The 20673-nt window shown below is 63.9% G+C and carries 19 protein-coding genes; 6 read left to right on the top strand and 13 right to left on the bottom strand.

Annotated features, from left to right (window positions below; genetic code table 11):
* Positions 1–264: 264 nt before the first annotated feature.
* The 3 genes from ATY78_RS15775 to ATY78_RS15765 are packed head-to-tail and all read right to left on the bottom strand — an operon-like array spanning position 265 to position 3964.
* Positions 265–2184 (bottom strand): ATP-binding protein, encoded by a 1920-nt coding sequence (locus ATY78_RS15775; RefSeq protein WP_088683251.1) that lies wholly within the window; start codon positions 2182–2184, stop codon positions 265–267.
* Positions 2181–2840, bottom strand: coding sequence for a response regulator transcription factor (locus ATY78_RS15770; RefSeq protein WP_088683250.1), 660 nt, complete (start codon positions 2838–2840; stop codon positions 2181–2183). The genes ATY78_RS15775 and ATY78_RS15770 overlap by 4 nt, the downstream gene beginning before the upstream one ends.
* The gene (locus tag ATY78_RS15765) at positions 2837–3964 is read right to left on the bottom strand and encodes a sensor histidine kinase (RefSeq protein ID WP_245313586.1); all 1128 of its coding nucleotides are present in this window, start codon (positions 3962–3964) and stop codon (positions 2837–2839) included. Before ATY78_RS15765 ends, ATY78_RS15770 begins: the two co-directional genes overlap by 4 nt.
* 187 nt (positions 3965–4151) lie before the next feature.
* Here ATY78_RS15765 and ATY78_RS15760 point away from each other — a divergent pair, with 187 nt between their 5' ends.
* From ATY78_RS15760 to ATY78_RS15745, 4 genes are all read left to right on the top strand, one after another.
* The gene (locus ATY78_RS15760; RefSeq protein WP_088683249.1) at positions 4152–4622 is read left to right on the top strand and encodes an SgcJ/EcaC family oxidoreductase; all 471 of its coding nucleotides are present in this window, start codon (positions 4152–4154) and stop codon (positions 4620–4622) included.
* A gap of 213 nt (positions 4623–4835) precedes the next feature.
* Positions 4836–5393, top strand: a complete 558-nt coding sequence (locus tag ATY78_RS15755) for a DUF3299 domain-containing protein (RefSeq protein ID WP_088683248.1) — start codon at positions 4836–4838, stop codon at positions 5391–5393.
* Positions 5394–5465: 72 nt separating this feature from the next.
* Complete coding sequence (gene vapB, locus ATY78_RS15750; protein WP_088683247.1) at positions 5466–5726, top strand: type II toxin-antitoxin system VapB family antitoxin; 261 nt, start codon at positions 5466–5468, stop codon at positions 5724–5726.
* Positions 5723–6133 carry a type II toxin-antitoxin system VapC family toxin gene (locus tag ATY78_RS15745; protein ID WP_088683246.1) on the top strand — a complete coding sequence of 137 codons (411 nt, stop codon included), beginning with the start codon at positions 5723–5725 and terminating at the stop codon, positions 6131–6133. Before vapB ends, ATY78_RS15745 begins: the two co-directional genes overlap by 4 nt.
* A 93-nt stretch (positions 6134–6226) precedes the next feature.
* On the opposite strand, the gene ATY78_RS15740 is transcribed toward ATY78_RS15745, so the two are convergent.
* Together ATY78_RS15740 and katG are read right to left on the bottom strand one after the other, a co-directional pair.
* Positions 6227–6952 carry an SDR family oxidoreductase gene (locus ATY78_RS15740; protein ID WP_088683245.1) on the bottom strand — a complete coding sequence of 242 codons (726 nt, stop codon included), beginning with the start codon at positions 6950–6952 and terminating at the stop codon, positions 6227–6229.
* A gap of 436 nt (positions 6953–7388) precedes the next feature.
* Complete coding sequence (katG, locus tag ATY78_RS15735) at positions 7389–9575, bottom strand: catalase/peroxidase HPI (RefSeq protein WP_088683258.1); 2187 nt, start codon at positions 9573–9575, stop codon at positions 7389–7391.
* 143 nt (positions 9576–9718) lie between these two features.
* Between katG and ATY78_RS15730 the strand changes: the two genes are divergently transcribed.
* The gene (locus ATY78_RS15730; RefSeq protein ID WP_088683244.1) at positions 9719–10633 is read left to right on the top strand and encodes a hydrogen peroxide-inducible genes activator; all 915 of its coding nucleotides are present in this window, start codon (positions 9719–9721) and stop codon (positions 10631–10633) included.
* A gap of 57 nt (positions 10634–10690) precedes the next feature.
* Here ATY78_RS15730 and ATY78_RS15725 read toward each other — a convergent pair whose 3' ends face one another.
* From ATY78_RS15725 to panC, 3 genes are all read right to left on the bottom strand, one after another.
* Positions 10691–12091, bottom strand: a complete 1401-nt coding sequence (locus ATY78_RS15725) for a VWA domain-containing protein (protein WP_245313585.1) — start codon at positions 12089–12091, stop codon at positions 10691–10693.
* A 177-nt stretch (positions 12092–12268) separates the two neighbouring features.
* Complete coding sequence (gene panB, locus ATY78_RS15720) at positions 12269–13090, bottom strand: 3-methyl-2-oxobutanoate hydroxymethyltransferase (RefSeq protein ID WP_088683242.1); 822 nt, start codon at positions 13088–13090, stop codon at positions 12269–12271.
* Positions 13087–14004 (bottom strand): pantoate--beta-alanine ligase, encoded by a 918-nt coding sequence (gene panC, locus ATY78_RS15715; RefSeq protein WP_088683241.1) that lies wholly within the window; start codon positions 14002–14004, stop codon positions 13087–13089. The genes panB and panC overlap by 4 nt, the downstream gene beginning before the upstream one ends.
* 243 nt (positions 14005–14247) lie before the next feature.
* Here panC and ATY78_RS15710 point away from each other — a divergent pair, with 243 nt between their 5' ends.
* On the top strand, positions 14248–14727 hold the full coding sequence (locus ATY78_RS15710; RefSeq protein ID WP_088683240.1) for a ProQ/FINO family protein: 480 nt from the start codon (positions 14248–14250) through the stop codon (positions 14725–14727).
* Here the strand turns inward: ATY78_RS15710 and repC are convergent.
* The 5 genes from repC to ATY78_RS15685 form a co-directional block, all read right to left on the bottom strand.
* On the bottom strand, positions 14720–16009 hold the full coding sequence (repC, locus tag ATY78_RS15705; protein ID WP_088683239.1) for a plasmid replication protein RepC: 1290 nt from the start codon (positions 16007–16009) through the stop codon (positions 14720–14722). The genes ATY78_RS15710 and repC overlap by 8 nt on opposite strands.
* A gap of 212 nt (positions 16010–16221) precedes the next feature.
* A complete protein-coding gene (repB, locus tag ATY78_RS15700) occupies positions 16222–17196 on the bottom strand; it encodes a plasmid partitioning protein RepB (RefSeq protein ID WP_088683238.1) in 975 nt (324 codons plus the stop codon).
* Positions 17197–17266: 70 nt separating this feature from the next.
* Complete coding sequence (repA, locus tag ATY78_RS15695; RefSeq protein WP_088683237.1) at positions 17267–18475, bottom strand: plasmid partitioning protein RepA; 1209 nt, start codon at positions 18473–18475, stop codon at positions 17267–17269.
* A gap of 239 nt (positions 18476–18714) precedes the next feature.
* Positions 18715–19776: a sn-glycerol-3-phosphate ABC transporter ATP-binding protein UgpC gene (gene ugpC / locus ATY78_RS15690; RefSeq protein ID WP_088683236.1), complete on the bottom strand. Its 1062-nt coding sequence runs from the start codon at positions 19774–19776 to the stop codon at positions 18715–18717.
* Positions 19777–19798: 22 nt separating this feature from the next.
* Positions 19799–20653: a sugar phosphate isomerase/epimerase gene (locus ATY78_RS15685; RefSeq protein ID WP_088683257.1), complete on the bottom strand. Its 855-nt coding sequence runs from the start codon at positions 20651–20653 to the stop codon at positions 19799–19801.
* Positions 20654–20673: the final 20 nt, after the last annotated feature.

Here is a 20673-nt window from a genome sequence, read left to right as displayed (position 1 = left end):
CTGGTGCGCGCCAATCTCATGCACCGACGCAGGATCGACCGCCTGTTGCGACCCGCCGGCAGCCCACCAGCCAATCCCCAACAGATGAGCCTCCAATGGTGACCAAATTTAAACCGGACACCAGTGGCCTTGTGCCGAGGATCTGCGCCGGCCCGATTAAGGATCTGAAAACGAGTGTTTTCCTGTCAAACAATTGTTGTGGTTAGATGCTCGGCACAAGGCCGAGCATGACGGAGGAGACGCTGTGGACAAACCGTAGGCGCCCTACGGCATCGCGACGCCCCGCGCCTCGGCGCCCCGCATCGCCGCAGGCGCACGCGGCAGGTCGACGTAAAAGGTCGCGCCGCCTTCCCGGTTGGCGAAGCCGAGCGTTCCGCCCATGGCGTCGATCAGGTGTTTGGAGAGCGCCAGCCCGAGGCCGGTTCCCTCCTGGCTGATCCGCTCGGCGCCCAGCCGGTCGAACGGCGTGAACAGCCGCGCAATGCGCGCGGCCGGAATGCCGGGGCCGGTGTCGCTGACCTCGATGCGGACACGGTCTCCATCGATCGTGCGGTGGCTGACGGTCACGCTTCCCTGAGGGCGATTGTATTTCACCGCATTGGAAAGCAGGTTGAGGAATACCTGCAGGAGACGCCGCCGGTCGGCCATGACGTCAAGATCCGGCTCGGCCTCGATGACCTCGATACGAATCTGCTGCTTGCCGCAGAGCGGTCTTGCCAGCGACACGGCTTCGTCGACCACCTCGGCGACGGGCTGGGCTTCGACGGCAAGATCCATGCGGCCGGCCTCGATTCTGGCCATGTCGAGCACCTCGTCGATCAGGCTCAAGAGATGCCGGCCGGCCCGCAGGATCTGTGCGACGCTTTCCCTGGATTCGGCATCGGTGACGTCCATCTCCAGAAGCTGCGCGAAACCGAGCACGGAGTTCAGCGGCGTGCGCAGCTCGTGGCTCATGCGCGACAGGAATTCGCTCTTGGCGTTGCTGGCCCGCACCGCATCCTCGCGGGCGGCAAGCAGGGCCTCCTCGAATTGCTTGCGCTCGGTAATGTCGCGGGTGATCTTGGAAAAGCCGCGCAGCCGGCCCGTTTCGTCATGAAGGGCGGTGACGACGACATGGGACCAGAAGCGCGATCCGTCCTTGCGCAGGCGCCAGCCCTCCGCCTCGGTGCGTCCGTCGCGCGCCGCCTTGGCAAGCTCTTCCGCCGGAAACGTGTCCCTGGTCTGGGCGGGATAGAAGCGGGAAAAATGCTGCCCGATGATCTCCTCGGCGCCATAGCCGGTGATCCGCTCGGCGCCGGCATTCCAGCTCACCACCCGCCCCTCGGCATCGAGCCCGAAGATGCCGTAATCGCTGACGCCTTCGACCAGCTGGCGGAAGCGCTCCTCGCTTTCGGTAAGATCGGCCTCGCGTCTTTTCAGAAGCACGCTCGCATCTTCGAGCGCCCGTCCGAGGCTGCCGAGCTCATCGCAGAAGGGATCGGCCACCGTCACGACCGCGCCCTGCGACAACAGATGCGCTTGGGCTTTCAGCGCATGCACACGGCGCACGATGCTGGCCGAAAACAGGAAGACGGCGACGAGCGCGCCGGCAAAGCCGAGAAAGCCGGCGGCGATCATCAGGCTTCGCGACAGCGTACGGACCCGGTCGGCGGCTTCGGTTCTCGCGTTCAGCAGATCGGCCTCCCGCCGGCTCATCGCGTCGATCTCCCGCCTCAGCGTGTCGAGCACCTGCTTGCCTTCGATCAGCTGGGCCGCGAGATCCTCGCGCCCGCCGGCCCTGAGCGTATCGGCCCGTTTCAGCAGTTCAAGCCGGCCGACTTTCGCATCGACCAGGGCGCGGATGCGTTCGAGCCGGTCCTTCTGCTCCTCATCCCGCAGCCGCCGGCCGACCTCGTCGAGCACGACGGGCAGCCTGTCCTCCGCCCGGTTGAAGGGATCGAGAAAATCGGTCCGGCCGGTCAGGAGATAACCGCGCATGGCCGTCGCCGCTTCGGCGATCAGGGCATGCAGTTCCTGAATGCCCGACTGGATCTCCAGCGTGACGCGCACCTGATCCTCGGCGATGCGGCTCTGCCGGTCGGCGACGAAAACCGAGGCGAGCGCGGAGAGCAGCAGCGCCAGCGGCACCATGATGATGACGATGCCCTTGGCCCGGAGCGGCAGGTCGGCGAAGCGCAGCCTCATGGCTCTTCCTTCGCCGTCTGCACCAGCCCGCCGCGCACGGCCATGACGGCGGCCTGCGTCCGGTCGCCGGCGCCGAGCTTGCCGATGATGCGCTCGACATGGATCTTCACCGTGCCGGGAGAGATCTTCAGCGCCCGGCCGATCTCCTTGTTGGTCAGGCCTTCGGCCACCTTCGCCAGCACCTCGCGCTCGCGCACCGTCAGCGTCTCCAGGGTGCTGGCATTGGTCTGCGGCTTGGTGGCGGCGCGGCGCAAGAGCCTCGCGACCAGCGGGCCGTCGAAGAAGGCATCGCCCGAGAGCACGCGGCGGATCGTGCGCAGAATGTCCTCGCGGCTCGCATCCTTCAGCAGATAGCCGGTGGCGCCGGCCTCGATCGCCGCTTCCAGATAATCGAGGCTGTCATGCATGGTGATGATCATGACGCGGGTGCCGGGCGAGACGCGGCGGATCTCGCGGGTGGCGGCGAGCCCGTCCATGCGCGGCATGCGGATGTCGAGCAGTGCCAGATCCGGTCTGTGGGCGGCGCAGGCCTCGACTGCTTCCATGCCGTCGCGCACATCGAAGGCGACATGGAAATCCTCCTGGCCGCCGATCATGGCGATGAGGCCGGCGCGGGCGATGTCGTGATCGTCGGCAACGAGAATGGAGGCGGTCATTCCGTCGTCTCCTGCGCAAGCGGCGCCGCGGCGCGGACATGGGTGCCGCCGGAAGCGCCTGATACGATCTCGAAACGGCCGCCGAGCAGCGCCAGGCGCTCGCGCATGCCGGCGATGCCGAGCCGGGCTCCCCGCTCGGCCTGGGGATGGCGCACATCGCCGATGCCCTTGCCATCGTCGATCACCTCGAGATGCGCTTCGCCCGCGCCGTCTTCGAAGAGGCGCACGATGAGCCGGCTGGCTCCCGCATGCTTGATCACATTGGTGATCGCCTCCTGGGCGACGCGGTAGAAGATGATCCCCGCCGATGCCGGCCAGCGGTCGGCGCCGGCATCGAGATCGGCGATCACCTCCATGCCGTCGATCGCATCGAGGCGCGTGCGCAGTGCGGCGGCGACACCGAGATCGTCGAGCTCCGGCGGCCGCAGATCGGCGATCGCCGCGCGAAGATCGGCGACGGAATGGCGCGCGAGCGCCGCAAGCTCATCGATCTCGGGTTTGAGCGCATGCGCCTCGCCGATGCGCGCCGCCAGATCCTGCAGGCGGTAGCTGAGGCCGGCGGCAAGCTGGGCCGAGCCGTCATGCAGATCGAGCGCCACCCGCTGGCGCTCCTGCTCCTGCGCCTGGATCAGCTGCGCCACGAGGGCCGCGAGTTCGCTGCGCTGCCGTTCGAGATCGCCGAGCAGCGCCTGCTTTTCCGCTGCCTGCCGTTCGAGATTGCAGGCGTCGGAAAGCTGGCCGGCCACCACCTCTAATGTCTTCAGGTCGTCGGCATCGGCGCCGCGTCCCCGTGATGGGCCCAGCAGCGTGAGGCTGAGACCCGAGCCGTCCTCGGAGGCAAACAGGATGCCGTCGTTTTCCGTGCTCCTGCCGATCGCCAGCCGCGCCGGCGCTGCTCTGTGCAAGGAGGGAAAGACGAGTTCGGCCCGGGAGGCGCCGGCAAAATCGGAAAGCCGGGACAGCACCTCGGGCGCGGCCGCCTCGAAGGCCTGCGCATCGAGCAGGGTTCGTGCCTCGATGATGAAGCGCAGCCGCGCCGCGCGGGCTTCTGCCGCCCGGTAGAGCGCCCGCATTTCCGCGACATCGGGCGAATGGGCGGTATCGGTATTGTGCTCCAGACCCAAAGGGACTGCTCCTCAAATGAATGACGCGGGCACGATAGTCATTCCGGCGCGAATGTCATCTATGCCGTTCGGCAGACCGGATCGAAGCCACCCGGCAGATGGGGCAGCGGCGCCCGGCACCTTAGATCTCGGTCATGCGGTCGACCGATGCGATGTCCGCCGGAACCGCGATAAAGGAAAGTCAAACATGCGTATGATCATTGCCGCCGCCCTCGTCCTCGGTGTCGTTCAGGTCCAGTCGGCCGCGGCCGCCGGCGAAACGGTAAGCTGCGCCCCGGTGAGCGACGAACAGGTCGCCAAGCTCTTCGACCGCTGGAACGGCTCGCTCGCGACGCTGAGCCCGGAGGAAGTCGCCAAGAACTACAGCGAGGACTCCGTGCTGCTCGCCACCCTCTCGAACAAGCCTCGCCTGACCCAGGAAGAGCGGATCGATTATTTCAAGCACTTCCTCGCCAACGAGCCCAAGGGCCACATCGACAGCCGCGACATCAAGACCGGCTGCAACTGGGCCGTCGACACCGGCACCTACACCTTCGCGATGAAGGACGGCTCCAAGGTCCCCGCCCGCTACACCTACACCTATGAATTCAAGGACGGAAACTGGCTGATCACCTCCCACCACTCCTCGATGATGCCGGAAAAAGCCGCGGCTCACTGATCGCTGCGACCCGGCAGGAAGACCCCGTGTCCACCCCACACGGGGTCTTTCGTCGATATGACGGGTGAGAGGGCGTGCCACACGGCAAAAGCCGCATTGCTCCCACTCCAAAGAACACTCACCAAGGAAGGAAGTTTTGACGGCCGAGCGAAATCAGGAGTAGCATCCGCGCGGCAGCGGCAGGTCGCCGAAACGGCCGGCCCGGGAGACGCGATGATGAAGCACAGACCCTTTCGCCTGATGTTCTCGGTGCTGGCATTGGTTTCCGCATGGCCGGTTTCCGATGCCTTCGCTGCGGCCCAGCCGATTTTCTGGAGCGCTTTGCGGCCGGCCGATCAGGCCAAGGCGACAATGCCGTTGTCAGGCAAGACGGTCAGCGGCCCGCAGGGCGAAACGCTTGCCTGGCGTGACGAAGGCCATCCCGTCGAATTGACGGGCTTCGTGCTGCCGGTCGACCAGGACGGCGATCTCGTCTACGAATTCATGCTGGTCCCTTGGGCCGGAGCCTGCAGCCACATGCCCTCCCCTCCGCCCAACCAGCTGGTGCGCGTCGTTCCGCAGGAGCCTCTGCATCTCGAAAGAATGTACGAGACCGTCACCGTGACGGGCAGCCTGCGGCCCGGCCTGGACCAGGCGCAGTTCTTCATGATCGACGGCGTGCGCGTCCTTGCCTACGGCTACAGCATGAGCCACGCCGAGGTGGCGAAAGCGACGGCGACAAATGATCCCGATCTGCTGACGCTCTCGCCTTTCGGCATCCTACCTCGTTAGTGGGACGGCTTGCATGAGTGCCGCCAGGCGCGTATATACATAAGTATATATACAAGCTGTGGAGTGTTCTCTATGCCACAATATGCGCGCGTCTTTCAATCCGGCAATTCGCAGGCCGTCCGGCTGCCGAAGGAGTTTCGCTTCGACGTGGATCAGGTGGAAGTGACGCGGGAAGGCGATGCGATCATTCTCCGGCCGCGGACCGATCATGGCGTGCGGTGGGCCTCGTTGCGTAGTGCGCTCGAACGCGGCCTCAGCGATGATTTCATGGCGGAGGGACGCGAGCAGCCGGAAGAGCAGGAGAGGGCCGGCCTTCGGGACCTGTTCAAGTGATCACCCATCTCATCGACACCAATGCGGTGATCGCTCTGATCGGCCGGAAGTCCGAGATGCTGCTCGCCCGCGTCATGGGCAGCGACGAGGGATCGATCGGACTGTCGAGCATCGTCATGCACGAGCTCTATTACGGCGCCTATAAAAGCGCGAAAATTTCCTACAATCTCGAAACCCTGCGCCTGTTCTTGGCGGATTTCCCGGCCGTCGGCTTCGAGCGCGAGGATGCGCTGGCCGCCGGAGAGATCCGCGCAGCGTTGGCGGCGAAGGGAACACCGATCGGTCCCTACGATGTACTGATCGCCGCGCAGGCGAGGAGCCGTGATCTGGTTCTTATTACGAACAATGTCGGGGAGTTCCGGCGCGTGGATGGCCTGCGCGTCGAGGATTGGACGGTCGGGCGGTAGTCCAGGAGAGCTTCAGCCGGCGTTTCGGCATGCCCTATCCACATCCTCCCGCAGTCAGCTTATGCGGAGAGCCCTTTCTCCCTTCCGCTCACATCAAATGTCGAAGGAGCTCGGCAGGATCACCATGTCGCGGATCGTCACGTTGCGCGGCCGGGTCAGCATGAAGACCACGGCTTCGGCGACGTCGCGCGGTTCGATCAAGGCGCCGGCCTCCCTTGCCTTGCGCAGGTTCTCCTCCGGCCAGTCTTTCAGCAAGGCGCTGATCACCGGGCCGGGCGAGACGGAACCGACGCGGATGCCGTTCTTGAAGAGCTGCCGCCGCATGGTCTGGACGAAGCAGTGCATCGCCCACTTCGAAGGGGAATAGACCGGCTCCCATGGAACGGGGGCGTGGCCCGCGACCGAACTGGTGACGATGATGTCTCCCGTCCCTCTCTCGATCATGTGGGGGATCACCGTCCGGACGTTCTTTATGACCACGTTCACGTTCAGATTGAGCATGCGGTCGATCGCATCGAGGTCTGCGTCCGCCAGATCTCCGCCGATATAGGTGCCGGCATTGGCATGGAAGATGTCCAACTGGCCGGCCTTCGATAGGATGCGGTCGAGCAGGCTTGCGCAATCATTGGGGTCGAGGAGGTCGAGCCGCAGCGCGATCGCCTTCTCTCCGAGCCTGCCGCAGGCCTCGTTCAGCGCCGCCTCGTCCCGATCGATCATCACGACCGAACCGCCCGCCGCGATGATCGCTTCGGTCGATGCCAGTCCAATTCCCGAGGCAGCTCCGGTGATAGCGGCGACCTTGCCCTGCAAAGCGTTCATATCAACTCCTCCAGTGTGTCGATCATCTATCGCATGCGAGGTCGGTCGTGGCTAGGAGTCTGCGATGCCACGTCGACGGCCTCTGCGCAAAGGACTGGTGGATCGAGTAACAGCGCCGAGAGGCTTCGGTTCGGGAGAGTGGCTGGAGGCCAACCCCACACTCCTCATTCCTGTGCCTGTCACAGGAATCCAGCCACCGCGCGTCCGCGCGGTGAATGACTTACCGCGGGGGAAGGAAGTTTCCTGCGCCCAAGGACTTGGGCGCGCTGGATCCCTGTGACGAGCACAGGGATGACGGAGGAGAGGTAGTGCCCGCGCAATCAAGCATCAGGTGCGCCGGGGATCGGAAACTCCTGCGGTCGTAGCCACCCCGAGGAATTCGCCTAAAAAAGCCCGGGCGCAGCCGAAACCGCGCCCGGGCAAATAAGCTAACCTATCAAACGAGGTCGAAGCGGTCGGCGTTCATGACCTTGTTCCAGGCGGCGACGAAGTCCTTGACGAACTTCTGCTTGGCGTCGGCCTGGCCGTAGACTTCGGCGAAGGCGCGAAGCTGCGAGTGCGAGCCGAAGATCAGGTCGACGCGGGTGCCGGTCCATTTGGCAGCGCCCGTCTTGCGGTCGCGGCCTTCATAGACGCCGTCCTTGCCGGCGGCCGGAACCCACTGCGTCGCCATGTCGAGCAGGTTGACGAAGAAATCGTTCGTCAGCGTCTCAGGCGCCGAGGTGAAGACGCCGTGCTCGGGGTTGCCTGCCTTCAGCACGCGCAGGCCGCCGACGAGAACCGTCATTTCAGGACCGGTCAGCGTCAGCAGCTGGGCGCGGTCGACGAGCGCTTCTTCCGGCTTCATGAACTGATGGCGCTTGCCGTTCACATAGTTGCGGAAGCCGTCGATGCGCGGCTCGAGGGCTGCGAAGGAATGCGCGTCGGTCTGGGCGTCGGACGCATCCGCACGGCCCGGCGTGAAGGGCACGCTGACGGCGTTGCCGCCGGCCGCTGCCGCCTTTTCGACGCCGGCGGCACCGGCAAGAACGATCAGGTCGGCGAGCGAGATCTTCTTGCCGCCGGTCTGGGCGGCGTTGAAGTCCTTCTGGATGCCTTCGAGAACGCTAAGCACCTTGGCGAGCTGGGCCGGCTGGTTGGCGTCCCAATCCTTCTGCGGGGCGAGGCGGATGCGCGCACCGTTGGCGCCGCCGCGCTTGTCGGAGCCACGGAAGGTCGAGGCCGACGCCCAGGCGGTCGAGACCAGTTCCTGCACGGAAAGGCCTGTTGCCAGCACCTTTGCCTTGAGGTCGGCAATGTCCTTGTCGTCGACGAGCGGATGGTCGACGGCCGGGATCACGTCCTGCCAGATCAGGTCTTCAGCCGGAACTTCAGGGCCGAGGTAGCGCACCTTCGGGCCCATGTCGCGGTGGGTCAGCTTGAACCAGGCGCGGGCGAAAGCGTCGGCGAACTCGGCGGGATTTTCCAGGAACCGGCGCGAGATCTTCTCGTAGATCGGATCGAAACGCAGCGCCAGGTCGCTCGTCAGCATGGTCGGCAGATGCTTCTTGCCGGCGTCGAAGGCATCCGGAATGGAGGCTTCGGCGTTCTTGGCCTGCCACTGCTTGGCGCCGGCCGGGCTCGTCGTCAGCTCCCATTCGAAGGCGAAGAGGTTTTCGAAGAAGTAGTTGCTCCACTTGGTCGGCGTCTGCGACCAGGTGACTTCGAGGCCGGCGGTGATGGCATCCTTGCCGACGCCGGTGCCGAAGGAGCTCTTCCAGCCGAGGCCCTGGTCCTCGATCGCGCCGCCTTCCGGCTCGGCGCCGATCAGGGACGGGTCGCCGGCGCCGTGCGTCTTGCCGAAGGTGTGGCCGCCGGCGATCAGCGCCACGGTCTCTTCATCGTTCATCGCCATGCGGGCGAAGGTTTCGCGGATGTCGCGGGCCGAAGAGAGCGGATCGGAATTGCCGTTCGGGCCTTCCGGGTTGACGTAGATCAGGCCCATCTGCACGGCGCCGAGCGGTTCTGCGAGCTGGCGTTCGCCGCTGTAGCGCTCGTCGCCGAGCCAGGTGCCTTCAGGGCCCCAGTAGAGTTCTTCCGGCTCCCAGACGTCGGCGCGGCCGCCGGCGAAGCCGAAGGTCTTGAAGCCCATGGATTCGAGCGCGACGTTGCCCGTGAGGATCATGAGGTCGGCCCAGGAGATGCGGTTGCCGTATTTCTGCTTGATCGGCCAGAGCAGGCGGCGGGCCTTGTCGAGGTTGGCATTGTCAGGCCAGGAGTTGAGCGGTGCGAAACGCTGCTGGCCCTGGCCGGCGCCGCCGCGGCCGTCGGTGATGCGGTAGGTGCCGGCGCTGTGCCAGGCCATGCGGATGAAGAGGCCGCCGTAATGGCCGAAGTCGGCCGGCCACCAATCCTGCGAATCGGTCATCAGCGCGTGAAGATCCTTCTTCAGCGCATCGAGATCGAGCTTCTTGAACTCTTCGGCATAGTCGAAATCCTGGCCGAGCGGATCCGCGCGGCCGGCATTGTGATGAAGAATCTGCACGTTCAGCTGGTTCGGCCACCAGTCGCGGTTCGTCCGCGCGGTCGGAGCCTTGTGATGGGCAACAGGACATTTGCCTGCGCTGTCAGTGGGGTTGTCCATGATCGTCTCCTTCATTGCTTGATCTGTCTGCCGTTCAAAAAGATGAGCCGGGCCGGCGCCCCACTCTCTCCCTGCAGTCTTCATATCGGAAGCGTTCAATAATTTTAAGTTGGATTTACTGATTGCTGCGATAAGCTGAGCTTATGAAGAATCTTACCCTGAAACAGCTGCGTTATTTTGAAGCCCTGGCAAGGGACGGCCGTTTTCGCCGCGCCGCCGATGCCTGCGCCATCTCCCAGCCGGCGCTCTCCATGCAGATCAAAGAACTCGAGCAGGAATTGGGCAGCGAGCTCTTCGAGCGCAGTGCGCGTGAAGTGAAGCTCACCCCCTTCGGCCAGACCTTCGCGCTCAGGGCCCGCGACATCCTGCGCGCCGTCGACGAACTGGGCGAATTTGCCCGCGCCTCGCGCGATTCTTTCCTCACGCGGCTGCGCATCGGCATCATCCCGACGATCGCGCCCTATCTGCTGCCGGCCATTATAAACGATCTCAACAAAAGCTTCGCCGGAATTCAGATCGAGGTGCGCGAGACGCAGACCGGCAAGCTGGTTCAGGAACTGGCGCAGGGCCAGCTCGACATGGCGATCGTCGCGCTGCCGGTGTCGGAACCCTCGCTCACCGAACTCGAGCTTTTCAGGGAAGAATTCGTGCTGGTCCGGCGGCAGGAGGATGGAGACAAGCCGGTGCCGGAGCGCGAGGCGCTGCGCGAAATGCGGCTGCTGCTGCTCGAAGAGGGCCACTGCTTCCGCGACCAGGCGCTGTCCTTCTGCAAGGTGGGCCCTGCCCGCCCGCGGGAAATCATGGAAGGCAGCTCGCTCTCCACCCTCGTCCAGATGGTCGGCGCCGGCATCGGCGTGACACTGATCCCGGAAATGGCCGTTCCCATCGAAACGCGCTCGGCCCAAGTCTCGATCTCCCGCTTCCCCTCGCCGCAGCCCTCGCGAACGATCGGCATGGTCTGGCGCAATTCGACGCCGATGGCCAAGCAGCTGCAGGAGGTGGCAGAAGCGGTGCGCCGCTCGGCCGAGACGATGCGCGGGCAGCATGCGGGCGGGTGAGGGAGGATGGTTGTCGGGTTCGGGAGGGGTCTTCGCCCGGACCGGCAAATGTCGCCGCTACTGTGTCAGCCGCAAAGTATCCCCACGGATCGCAGCCGCGATGGTCTCATAGACGGTCTTGATCGTCGCCGGCGAGGCGGTGAAGAAATGCGCGCCGTTGGTGGCGCAGTTGCGGATGTTCACCACGTCGGCATCGGCGCTGTAGGACAGCGTATAGATTTCGATGTCGCTCTTTTTCATCGCGGTGCATGCGGCCTGCATCGCCGAGGTGGCGACGGTGTTGCATGTCGATGATTGCGTTTGAGAGCAGATCCAGTCGAACTTGCCGTTCGGGTCGTATTTGGTATTCATTTCGCCATCGGTCATGAACACCATGACCTTATGGACGGAATCGGAAACCTCCGCGGGCGAGGTTTCGTCTCCCCAGACGCCCTTCCACTTCGGCGACAGCGTGTACCATCCCGCGACCACGCCCGCATCCAGCCGGGTGGAGCCTTCGGAGGTCAGGTTGGTCACGACCTTTTTCAGATAGGCGAAGTCGCCGGTCAGCGGCGTGACCGGTGGCGGACAGAAGCTCGTTCCCGATTTGGGATTGGCGTCCATGGCGACGAAGGCGGAGGTCGCAGGCGGCGCGTCGCTCATGCCGTCGTCGATCGCGCCCGTGTCCTTGACCTCGACGTCGGCGCGCGGCTCGATGCAGCCCATCCAGTAATAATTCTTGGAGGTGGACATGAGCGGCGTGACGCCGTCGATCCAATAAGAGAGCGTGTAGCTGGAGGAGGTGTAGACGGATTTGGGGTCGGTCCAGCGTTTGGGAACCGCAGCCGCTCCATTATAGGACTTGAGCCAGTCCGTATGCGCCATGCCGAAATTGACGCGGCTGGAAAAGGGCACGATCGAGATCTTGGTCTTGTCGACAAGCGAGGCGTTGGACGAGAAGGCCTGGAGGAAGCTGGCGACCGCGGTCTGCATCGGTGTGAAGCGGTTCTCCTCGATCATCGAGCTCGACACGTCGAGAACCAGCGCGATCTCCAGCTGCTTCACCCCCGGCAAAGCCGCGCAGGACCGGATGGAGATCGGGAGGGACTGGATATTGGCCACTTTCATGAAGGTGGTGGGGACGGCGTCCGATACGTTAAGGCACAGTTCCGACTCGTCGCTCGCCACCTCAGGCTCGCCGACGACAGCCGTCTCGAGCTTTCCATTGGCCGACAGGAAGGCGTCGATCGTCTTTGAGATCGTCGCCTCGGGCATTCCGGATTTATATTTCGCGGCTGCGGCCAGCACCGCCGAGTCCGCGGCCGACTGCAGATCCGTGCGGCTGTTATAGGCTCTGATGTAGTCGATGGACGCGCCGACCGCCAGGAGCATGGGCACCGCGACCAGGATGACGACGATCGCCACGGCTCCGTCGCGGTTTTCGATCAGGCGGGACAGGAAAGACGAACGGCGTGTCATGGGCATCGGCTCGAAACTCAGATTTCTCTTCGGTTTCGAACACGGCTATGGCGCCAACCTTAACGACAGGGAAACGCGCTGCCGCCCGGCGGCGACAGGGGAAATTTTCCGACGCGAATCGTATAGTCCGGTCTCATTGTGGATATCCCGCGCGACTGGCCGGCAGGCGTCCCCGCCTCAGCTGCGGCGCTTGAACGTATGTTCGGCTGCCGGAAATTTTCGCGAGCGCACCTCGTCGGCATAGGCTGCGGCGGCGTCGGCGACCTTCTTGCCGAGTTCGTCGTAGCGTTTGACGAAACGCGGGGTGAAATCGTTGAAGAGGCCGAGCATGTCGTCGGAGACCAGGATCTGGCCGTCGCAGGCCGAAGAGGCGCCGATGCCGATCGTGGGGATGTGCATGGCTGATGTCACCTCGCGGGCGAGCGGCTCCACCGTGCCCTCGATGACGACGGCGAAGGCGCCCGAACCGCCGATCGCATGTGCGTCGCGGCGGATCTTCGAGGTCTCGTGTTCGGAATGGCCGACCGAGCGGTAGCCGCCTGATGTATGGACCAGCTGCGGCATCAGGCCGATATGGCCGAGCACGGGAATGCCCCGCTTGGTCAGGAAGGCGATGGTCTCGGCCATCTCCTCGCCGCCTTCGAGCTTGACGGCGTCGCAGCCGGTTTCCTGCATGATGCGCACGGCGTTGCGGAAGGCGGCCTCCTTCGATTCCTGATAGCTGCCGAAGGGCATGTCGACGGCGACGCAGGCATGGGCGACGCCGCGCATCACCGCCTTGCCATGGGCGATCATCATGTCGAGCGTCACGCCGATCGTGGTCTCCATGCCGTAGAGCACCATGCCGAGCGAATCCCCGACCAGCAGCAGGTCGCAATGCTCATCGAGGAGGCGCGCCATCGGCGTCGTATAGGCGGTGAGGGAGACGATCGGCTTGCCGCCCTTCATGGCCGCGATGCGCGTCGGCGTCAGGCGCTTCTGAGATCCGGTGGCGCTCATTTCGTCACTCCCTTTCCCGGTTGGCCGGCGATCCGGTTGTCCCGGATGACTTTGTCGTTCCCGCTCGCCCGGCTGCGGATCACTCGGTTATCAAGCAATCGCGTCGTCCCGATCCGCACGAAGAGCGCCACGACGACCGGGTCTTCGATCGAGGCGACCGGCGCCAGCGTTTCGGCATCCCTGACGGCGACGACCTCGGCCTTCGCCAGAGGCTCGCGGCCGATGAAGGCGGTGAGCTTCGCCTCGAGGTCCTGCGCATCGGTCAGGCCCTCGGCGACGAGGCGCTCGGCCTCGTCGAGGGTCTGCGGCACGATCACCGCCGCGCGCCGCTCATCGGGGTTGAGATAGACATTGCGCGAGGATAGGGCGAGGCCGTCGCTGTCGCGCACCGTCGGTACCGGGATCACCCGCACCGGCATGGCGAGATCCTCCACCATGCGCTTGATGATGACGACCTGCTGGTAGTCCTTCTCGCCGAAATAGGCGGTCTGCGGCTGGATGATGTTGAAAAGTTTGGAGACGACGGTGGCGACGCCGGCAAAATGCCCGGGCCTGACCGCGCCTTCGAGCTCGCGGCCGAGATCGGGAACGTCGACCACCGCCTTCATCGGGCGGGGATACATGTCTTCGACGCCGGGTGCGAAGAGGAAATTGACGCCGGCCTGCTTGAGCATGGCGCCATCGCGTTCGAGATCGCGCGGATATTTGCCGAGGTCTTCGGCCGGGCCGAACTGCAGCGGATTGACGAAGATCGAGACGACGACGATGTCGTTTTCCGCCCGCGCACGCGTGACGAGCTTGAGATGGCCGGCATGGAGATAACCCATCGTCGGAACGAGGCCGATGGTGCGCCCCTGCCGCTTCAGCGCATCGAGCGTGTGGCGCAGCTCTTCAATATTCGAGAAAACCCGCATACATCCTCCCCGCGGCCGGTCACTCATCTTGCGCGCGGATAAGAAGTGTAATCGATGCGGGAGGTCAATGCACTTCCGCGACAAAAAACGATTATATACATGGCAGGCGGATCAGGCCGGCCTGTATCCGCCCGGAAACGGCATCTCGCGCCGGGCTTGCCCCAGGGCTAGCAATGTGCGACCTGCGCCTCTATCTACCCTCTCCGTCAAGATACCATCACAGTCGGCCGTTATGGAGGATGCATGGACAAACCCTGGAAGATCAGCCGCGGGCCGATCGCGGCGACCGAGCTCGACGTGGAGAAGGCAAACGCGATCAACACGCTGTTGATCCGGCCGGTCGGCGTGCTTCCGGCCAAGCCCGGCGATCCGGTCCTCCCCTTCGCCGTCGGCCTGTTCAACGAGCTGCGCCCGCTCCTGAAGCCCGATGCCGGCGTGACGACGCTAAGGCGCGCGACCGCTGCCTATGTCCACTGCCGCCGCTATTATTTCGCCAGCGCCCAGCCCGATTCCATGCGCCATAACCTCGACGGCGAGCCGGTGGAAGCGCTATCGGAGGAAGACCGCCTGGTCGCCCAGAAGCGTTTCCTGAGCCTCAAGCACACCGCCGCCAAGACCGAGGAGCCCGAGCCGGCGCCCGTGGTGCTTCCCCCTCCCGTTATCAGCAAGAGCGAGCAGATCCGCGCCGCCCTTCTGCGCGGCAGGAAGAACGCCGTCAGCTAACCCTGGCGACAGCCGAGCTTTTCGCCCGCAGCAGCGCCATCAGCATCGGACCTAGCGCAAACTCGCCTCGCTCGGCGCGCCGCGTGAGGTCCCGGAGATATCCGCCGGCGGAAGTAATGCTCCCTCCCCTTTGCAGGATGCAGGCCATGACGGTGGCGGCGTTTTCCGGTCCCATCACCGAGCACGCCTGCTCATAGGCCGAGGGGCTGACGTGAAGCATCTTGCGCACGACGATAACAGCCGTCATGAGATCGCGCCAACTGCCGATCGCACCGCCCGGGCCGTAATCGGCAATGTCGGGGCAGGCCTGGAGAACCATGGCGAGCGGGAAGGATTTCGGTTTTCCGGCTCTCGTCCGGATGGCAAAAGGCGGTCCCTCCCCGCCATCGGCTTGCGCTTCCAAGCTGTCCTTGCTCGGCTTCGTTCCCGGCTGATGATTTCGGTCGGCCTGCTCCTCCTGCTCCGTTTCCAGACCCGGTTCAGATTCAGATAGGGATTCTGGGTGAGAATTCTGTATGTGGCGCTCAATCTGGGATTCACTGGTGCTCGGCATCCGCATTTTTTCATGCAGTTCCAACAGGTTGACGATATTTTCGCGGGTTGCCTCGAGTTCTTCCAGGATCGGCGCGAGGTTTTCCAGATTTGCCGCCCTCGGAATGCGCTGCAGGATCGCCTGGAACATCGAAGACATGCGCTCCCAACCGCCGGGAACGGCTTCTTCGATGGCTGCGGAAATCAGCTTGGCGATGTCGCGGCGGCAGATCGTCAGCCGCTCCTTCATGCCGCGCAGCATCTGGCGGTCGGCGGCGATATCAGCCGCCATCGTCTCGATCTCGCCGGCGCGGGCGAGAAGCGGGGCGAGGCTGAAGCCGTAGGCCTCGTCGATCCCGCCTTCCCGGCCGCGGCGCACATATCGCTTGCCGTTCGGGCTGTCCTTGCGGGAGATGAGGCCGGCTTCGACCAGCACGGCGAGATGCCGGCGCAATGTCGCGGCGGCCATTCCGCGGGCTCTGAGGGAAAGCTGCGCGTTGGAGGGAAAGACCACCAGCGGCTTTTCGCTGAAGAGTTCGTCCTCGGGATAAAATGTCAGCAGCGCATCGAGCACCGTCAGCGCCCGGTCCGTCACCTCGAGCCCTGCCCGCGCCTCGCAGACCGCTCGGAACAGTTTCCATTTGTTGCGCGTCGTTCCGGCCGCGATTGCTTCGCCGCGCCGCTGTTTCAGCAGCATGGCAAGCGACATCGGCCGCCGCCCGAAGGGCGTCGTCACATAGTCACTCTCCATTTCCTTCACCTCTCATCAGGCAAAAGAAATCCGCTCACCGAAACGATGCGAGGAAGAAAAGTGCCGCAGCATCACTTACGCGTCTGAAAAGACGCGGAGGCGCTGCTGGACTCTTGACTGGGATTCGTGAAAATGCGATTCTCTGTCTTGCTTAAGGATGTGAGAAGGGCTTCCACGACTCGTTCGTTTGGGGGCCTTTTTCTTTTGCGGTTTCAGTCTCCTTGTTTGCCCTCCTCGGCGAGGAATTGCTCATAGAGCGCATCCAGCCTGCCGGAGAGAAATCCCCCGAAGCGGCCGGCATTTTTCGCCTTCATCGAGAGCGAGAACGCCTTGCCGTCATTCTTCATTTCCGCCTGCACCGCCTTGTCTAGCGGCTGCCATTTCACCTTCCTCACGGCGACGGTTTTCTTGACCGGCCGCGCGCTTTTGTTGAGCGCCGCATGGAGCGCTTCGAAACGTTTGTCGGAAGGTAGCTGATGAAAGTTGTCGTCTTGCAGGACTTTGGCGACACTTGCCGCATTGGCCGATTTGCCGGCGAGCAGCGAAAGCTCCACCCAGCGCTCGCGGCCGACGCCGGGCGCGGGGCCGATCGCCTGGACGACCTCCGGCGAGATGCGGTCCATGACCGACAGCATCTTCGAGACCGAAGCCGCATTGGCGGCGAGCGCCGTCGAGACGACCTCCCTGTCGTAACCGAGTTCTTCGAGCCGCCTGGCAAAGAGCGCCCGCTCGATGAAGGTGAGGTCGGCGCGGGCCGAATTCTCCTGACCCTGGGCGATGACATGGGTCCGGTCGTCGATCGCCTTGACGACGGCGCGGACATTGCGGCCGAGCGCGCGGGCGGCGCGCAGGCGCCGATGGCCGAAGACGACCTGATAACGCCCTTCGATCCTGGCATGAGGACGCACCAGGATCGGCGTGTCCTGGCCGCGCGCCCGGATCGCTTCCACCAGCGCGTGAAAATCCTCGTCATCCTCGGACAGACGATCCTTGACGAAGGAGGCCTCGACGAGATCGGGGTCGAGATCGACCACCGCCTCGCCCTCCAGGAATTTCTCCGCCTGCTTGGCAAGTTCATCCAGCGAGCGGACGAGCGACCGGCCCGCGCCGCGCATCGGATAATTCGCAGTGCCCGCGTTCTCGTCGGGCATATCGGCCAGCCCTTCCAGCAGATTCTTCCGTGCCATCAGCGTTCTCCGATTGCGGTCATTGCATTGATTTGCTTCAAGGAAACGGCAAATTTGTCAGCCGACAAATTCACCGCCCCCATGCCTGGTGGATGAGGCCGGCGATCTCCGCGTTGACCGCGTCCATCGCCTCCAGAGCGCGATCATAGGTTCCCCGGTTCATCGAGGCGCGTTCGACCTCGTAGAGCGTCTGCTTGGTGATGCCGGCATCCGAGATCGCCGTCGATTTGACCATCTGGTTCTTCAGCATGAATTCGTGGAACATCGTCGACATGAAGCCGACCATCTGCGCCTGCGGCACGTCGGTCGGCTCGTAGCGGGTGATGAGATAGCGATACCAGGAGAGGTTCACCTCGGCGCCGGCGGCGCGGATCGGTTTCAGGATGCCGCCGAGCATGAGCAGGAACTGGCCCATCGACATGACGTCGAGCATCTGCGGATGGATGGTGATCAAGACGCTCGTCGCCGCCGTCAGCGCCGTCAGCGTGAGATAGCCGAGTTGCGGCGGGCAATCGATGACGACGACGTCGTAGCGGTCGTCGACCTCCGCGAGCGCGCGCGAGATGCGGGTGAAGAAGGTCTTGCCGTCATTGCTCGATTTGTCTGCCATGGCGAGCGGCGTATCGTATTCATATTCCTGCAGGTCGAGATTGGCCGGCACGATATCGAGGCCGGGAAAATTCGTCTTGTGGATGATCTCGGAAAGCGGCTTCTTCTCGCCGTCGTAGCGGATCGCTTCATAGAGCGAGGCGGCCTGGTCGAATTCCGGCTGGAAGCCGTGCAGGGAAGAGAGCGAGGCCTGCGGATCGAGATCGACGGCCAGCACGCGATGGCCGGTCAGCGCCAGGTGCTGGGCAAGATGGGCCGCTGTCGTCGTCTTGCCCGAGCCGCCCTTGAAGTTGACGACGGCGATCACCTGCAATTTCTCATGGCCGCGGCGATGGGGCACATACATGCGGCTTTCGGAGCGGCCATGCGCATCGAGATAGCGCCTCAGCTCCAGCATCTGCTCGGCGCTGTAGGAGCGGCGGCCGGAGGGCGAGGTCCGGGGGCAGGGGCCTTTGCCTTCGAGATGCAGTTTCTTCAGCGTGCTCTGCGACGCCCCGACGTAATTGGCGACCTCGGCGAGGGAAAAGCTGCGCAACGTCTTCTTCGCGTTCGGCGGAAAGCGCTGCACGCGGAGCAGATGCAGCTTCTTCGAAATCACGTCGCCGTGCTCGAGAATCTGATCCTCGAAATGCAGCGGCGCGGCCTTCAAGGCGTTCGAATTAGCGTTCATCGGCAGCAATCTCTCGGATAACGATTTTCGGGCTCAAAAGCCCCTGTAAACGTTATTATCCGCGATTCTCCGATACCGGCCAAGAAATTTAAGGTTAACGCATATTAACCTTTTCGGTGCTCGTTCAAGCACTTGGCGCTTGCTGCATGATGTCTGGAATGACCGGGAATTTGGGCCGGGGGCGCTGATAACGCGCCCCCGGCGGTGCCCGGCCGAAGGGGAGGGGTCATTCGGCGGGCTTAACTCAGCGGCGTTTCGCCTGTCGTGATGCGCTGCTCGTCGGCGCCGAACAGGTGAACGGTGTCGTGACCGGGCGCGATCCGCAGCACGTCGCCGGGGGCGGCCCTGATCCGCTCGCGGAAGACGCAGGTCAGCGTCTGCCCTCCGAGCCGCACGAGCACGAGCGTTTCCGAGCCGGTGGGCTCGACGACGATTGTCGTCACCTCGATGCCCTCGGGGTCGAGCATGATATGTTCGGGACGGATGCCGTAGGTCACGGCATCTTTCGGCCGGCGCTCGCTCGGCAGCAGCAGGCCGTCCTCGGTGCGGAACCCGTCCTCGGTCATCGTGCCCTGGATGAAATTCATCGCCGGCGAACCGATGAAGCCGGCGACGAACAGATTGCTCGGGCGGTCGTAGAGTTCGAGCGGCGAGCCGGACTGCTCGATCAGCCCGTCCTTCATGACGACGATCTTGTCGGCCATGGTCATGGCCTCGATCTGGTCGTGGGTGACGTAGATCGTCGTCGTCTGTAAGCGCTGGTGCAGCTCCTTGATTTCCGAGCGCATCTGCACGCGGAGCTTGGCGTCGAGGTTCGACAGCGGTTCGTCGAAGAGGAAGACGGCGGGATCGCGCACGATCGCCCGGCCCATGGCGACGCGCTGCCGCTGGCCGCCCGAAAGCTGCTTGGGATAGCGCTCCAGCAGGCTTTCCAGCCCGAGGATCTTTGCCGCATTGCCGACCCGCTGATCGATCTCCGATCTCGGCATGCGCTTCATCCGCAGCGAGAAGCCCATGTTCTTGGCCACCGTCATATGCGGATAGAGCGCGTAGTTCTGGAACACCATGGCGATGTCGCGATCCTTCGGCGCAAGCTCGTTGACGATGTGCCTGCCGATCTGGATCTTGCCCGAAGTGATGCCTTCAAGGCCGGCGATCATCCTGAGAAGCGTCGATTTCCCGCAGCCGGATGGGCCGACCAGCACGACGAATTCGCCGTCGCCGATATCGACCGACACGCCTTTGATGGCTTTGAACGCGCCGTAATCCTTGCGCGCATTGCTGACCGAAACATGGGCCATGAAACTCCTCCCGAATTCGCCGTCAAAGTCCGTTCAAGACACTCTTGAGATAATCGAGGCCGAGACGCTCGCCCTCTTTGCGGGCGGCCAGGTCCTTGCCAGGCCAGCCGTAAGCGGCATCCTCGTGCTCGATCGACAGCGTGCCGTCGAAACCGTAGCCGCGCGCCTGCCTGAGGAAACGCGGCCAATCGAGCAGACCGAGCCCCGGCAGCTTGTATTGCCACCAGCCCTTGCTGTGATAGCCGAGCGCCTGCAGGGCCTCGGCGTCGATCGCCGTATCCTTGGCATGCAGAATGGCGATGCGGTCCTTGAGCGCCTCCAGCGCCCGATAGGGATCGACGCCGATGCGGATGAGGTGCGAGGGATCGAATTCGAGGCCGAAGCGGCGGTCGGTAATCCGGCGGAAAAGCTCCTGCCATCCCCTCGGCGTCGTCCCGATGAAATTATCTCTGGGACCCGGCCAGTTCTCGATGGCGAAGGTGAGGCCGCTTGCCTGCGACTCTGCGATCAGCCCGTTCGCGAAATCAGCAAAGTCGTCGTAGTTGGCTTCCTCGCTCGCCGTGTCGTCCCGGCCGGGGAAGATCACGAAGATCGGAACGCCGGCGCCGGCGATCGCCTTGGCAAATTCCGTAGTTCTCGCCCGAAGCTCCCGGCGCTTGTCGCGGTCGGCATCGAGCTGGTTGCCGAAAAAAGTGATCGAGGAGACGAAGAGGCTGCGGCTTCTTGCCAGCGTAACGGCGTCCTCCACCCGGTCGGGCGTCTTGATATGGCCGCCGACATCGATCTCGATCGCTTCGAAACCGGCCGAGGCGGCGAAATCCACCACTTCCTCCAACGGGCGGTCATTGAATGTCGAGGTATAGAAGCCGATCTTCACCATATCCTCCCGGGCCTTTC

This window comes from Rhizobium sp. R635, assembly GCF_002211285.1.
GTDB lineage: Bacteria > Pseudomonadota > Alphaproteobacteria > Rhizobiales > Rhizobiaceae > Rhizobium.
The sequence above is the reverse complement of the archived record's forward strand: the minus strand, read 5'-3'. Positions and strand labels throughout refer to the sequence as shown.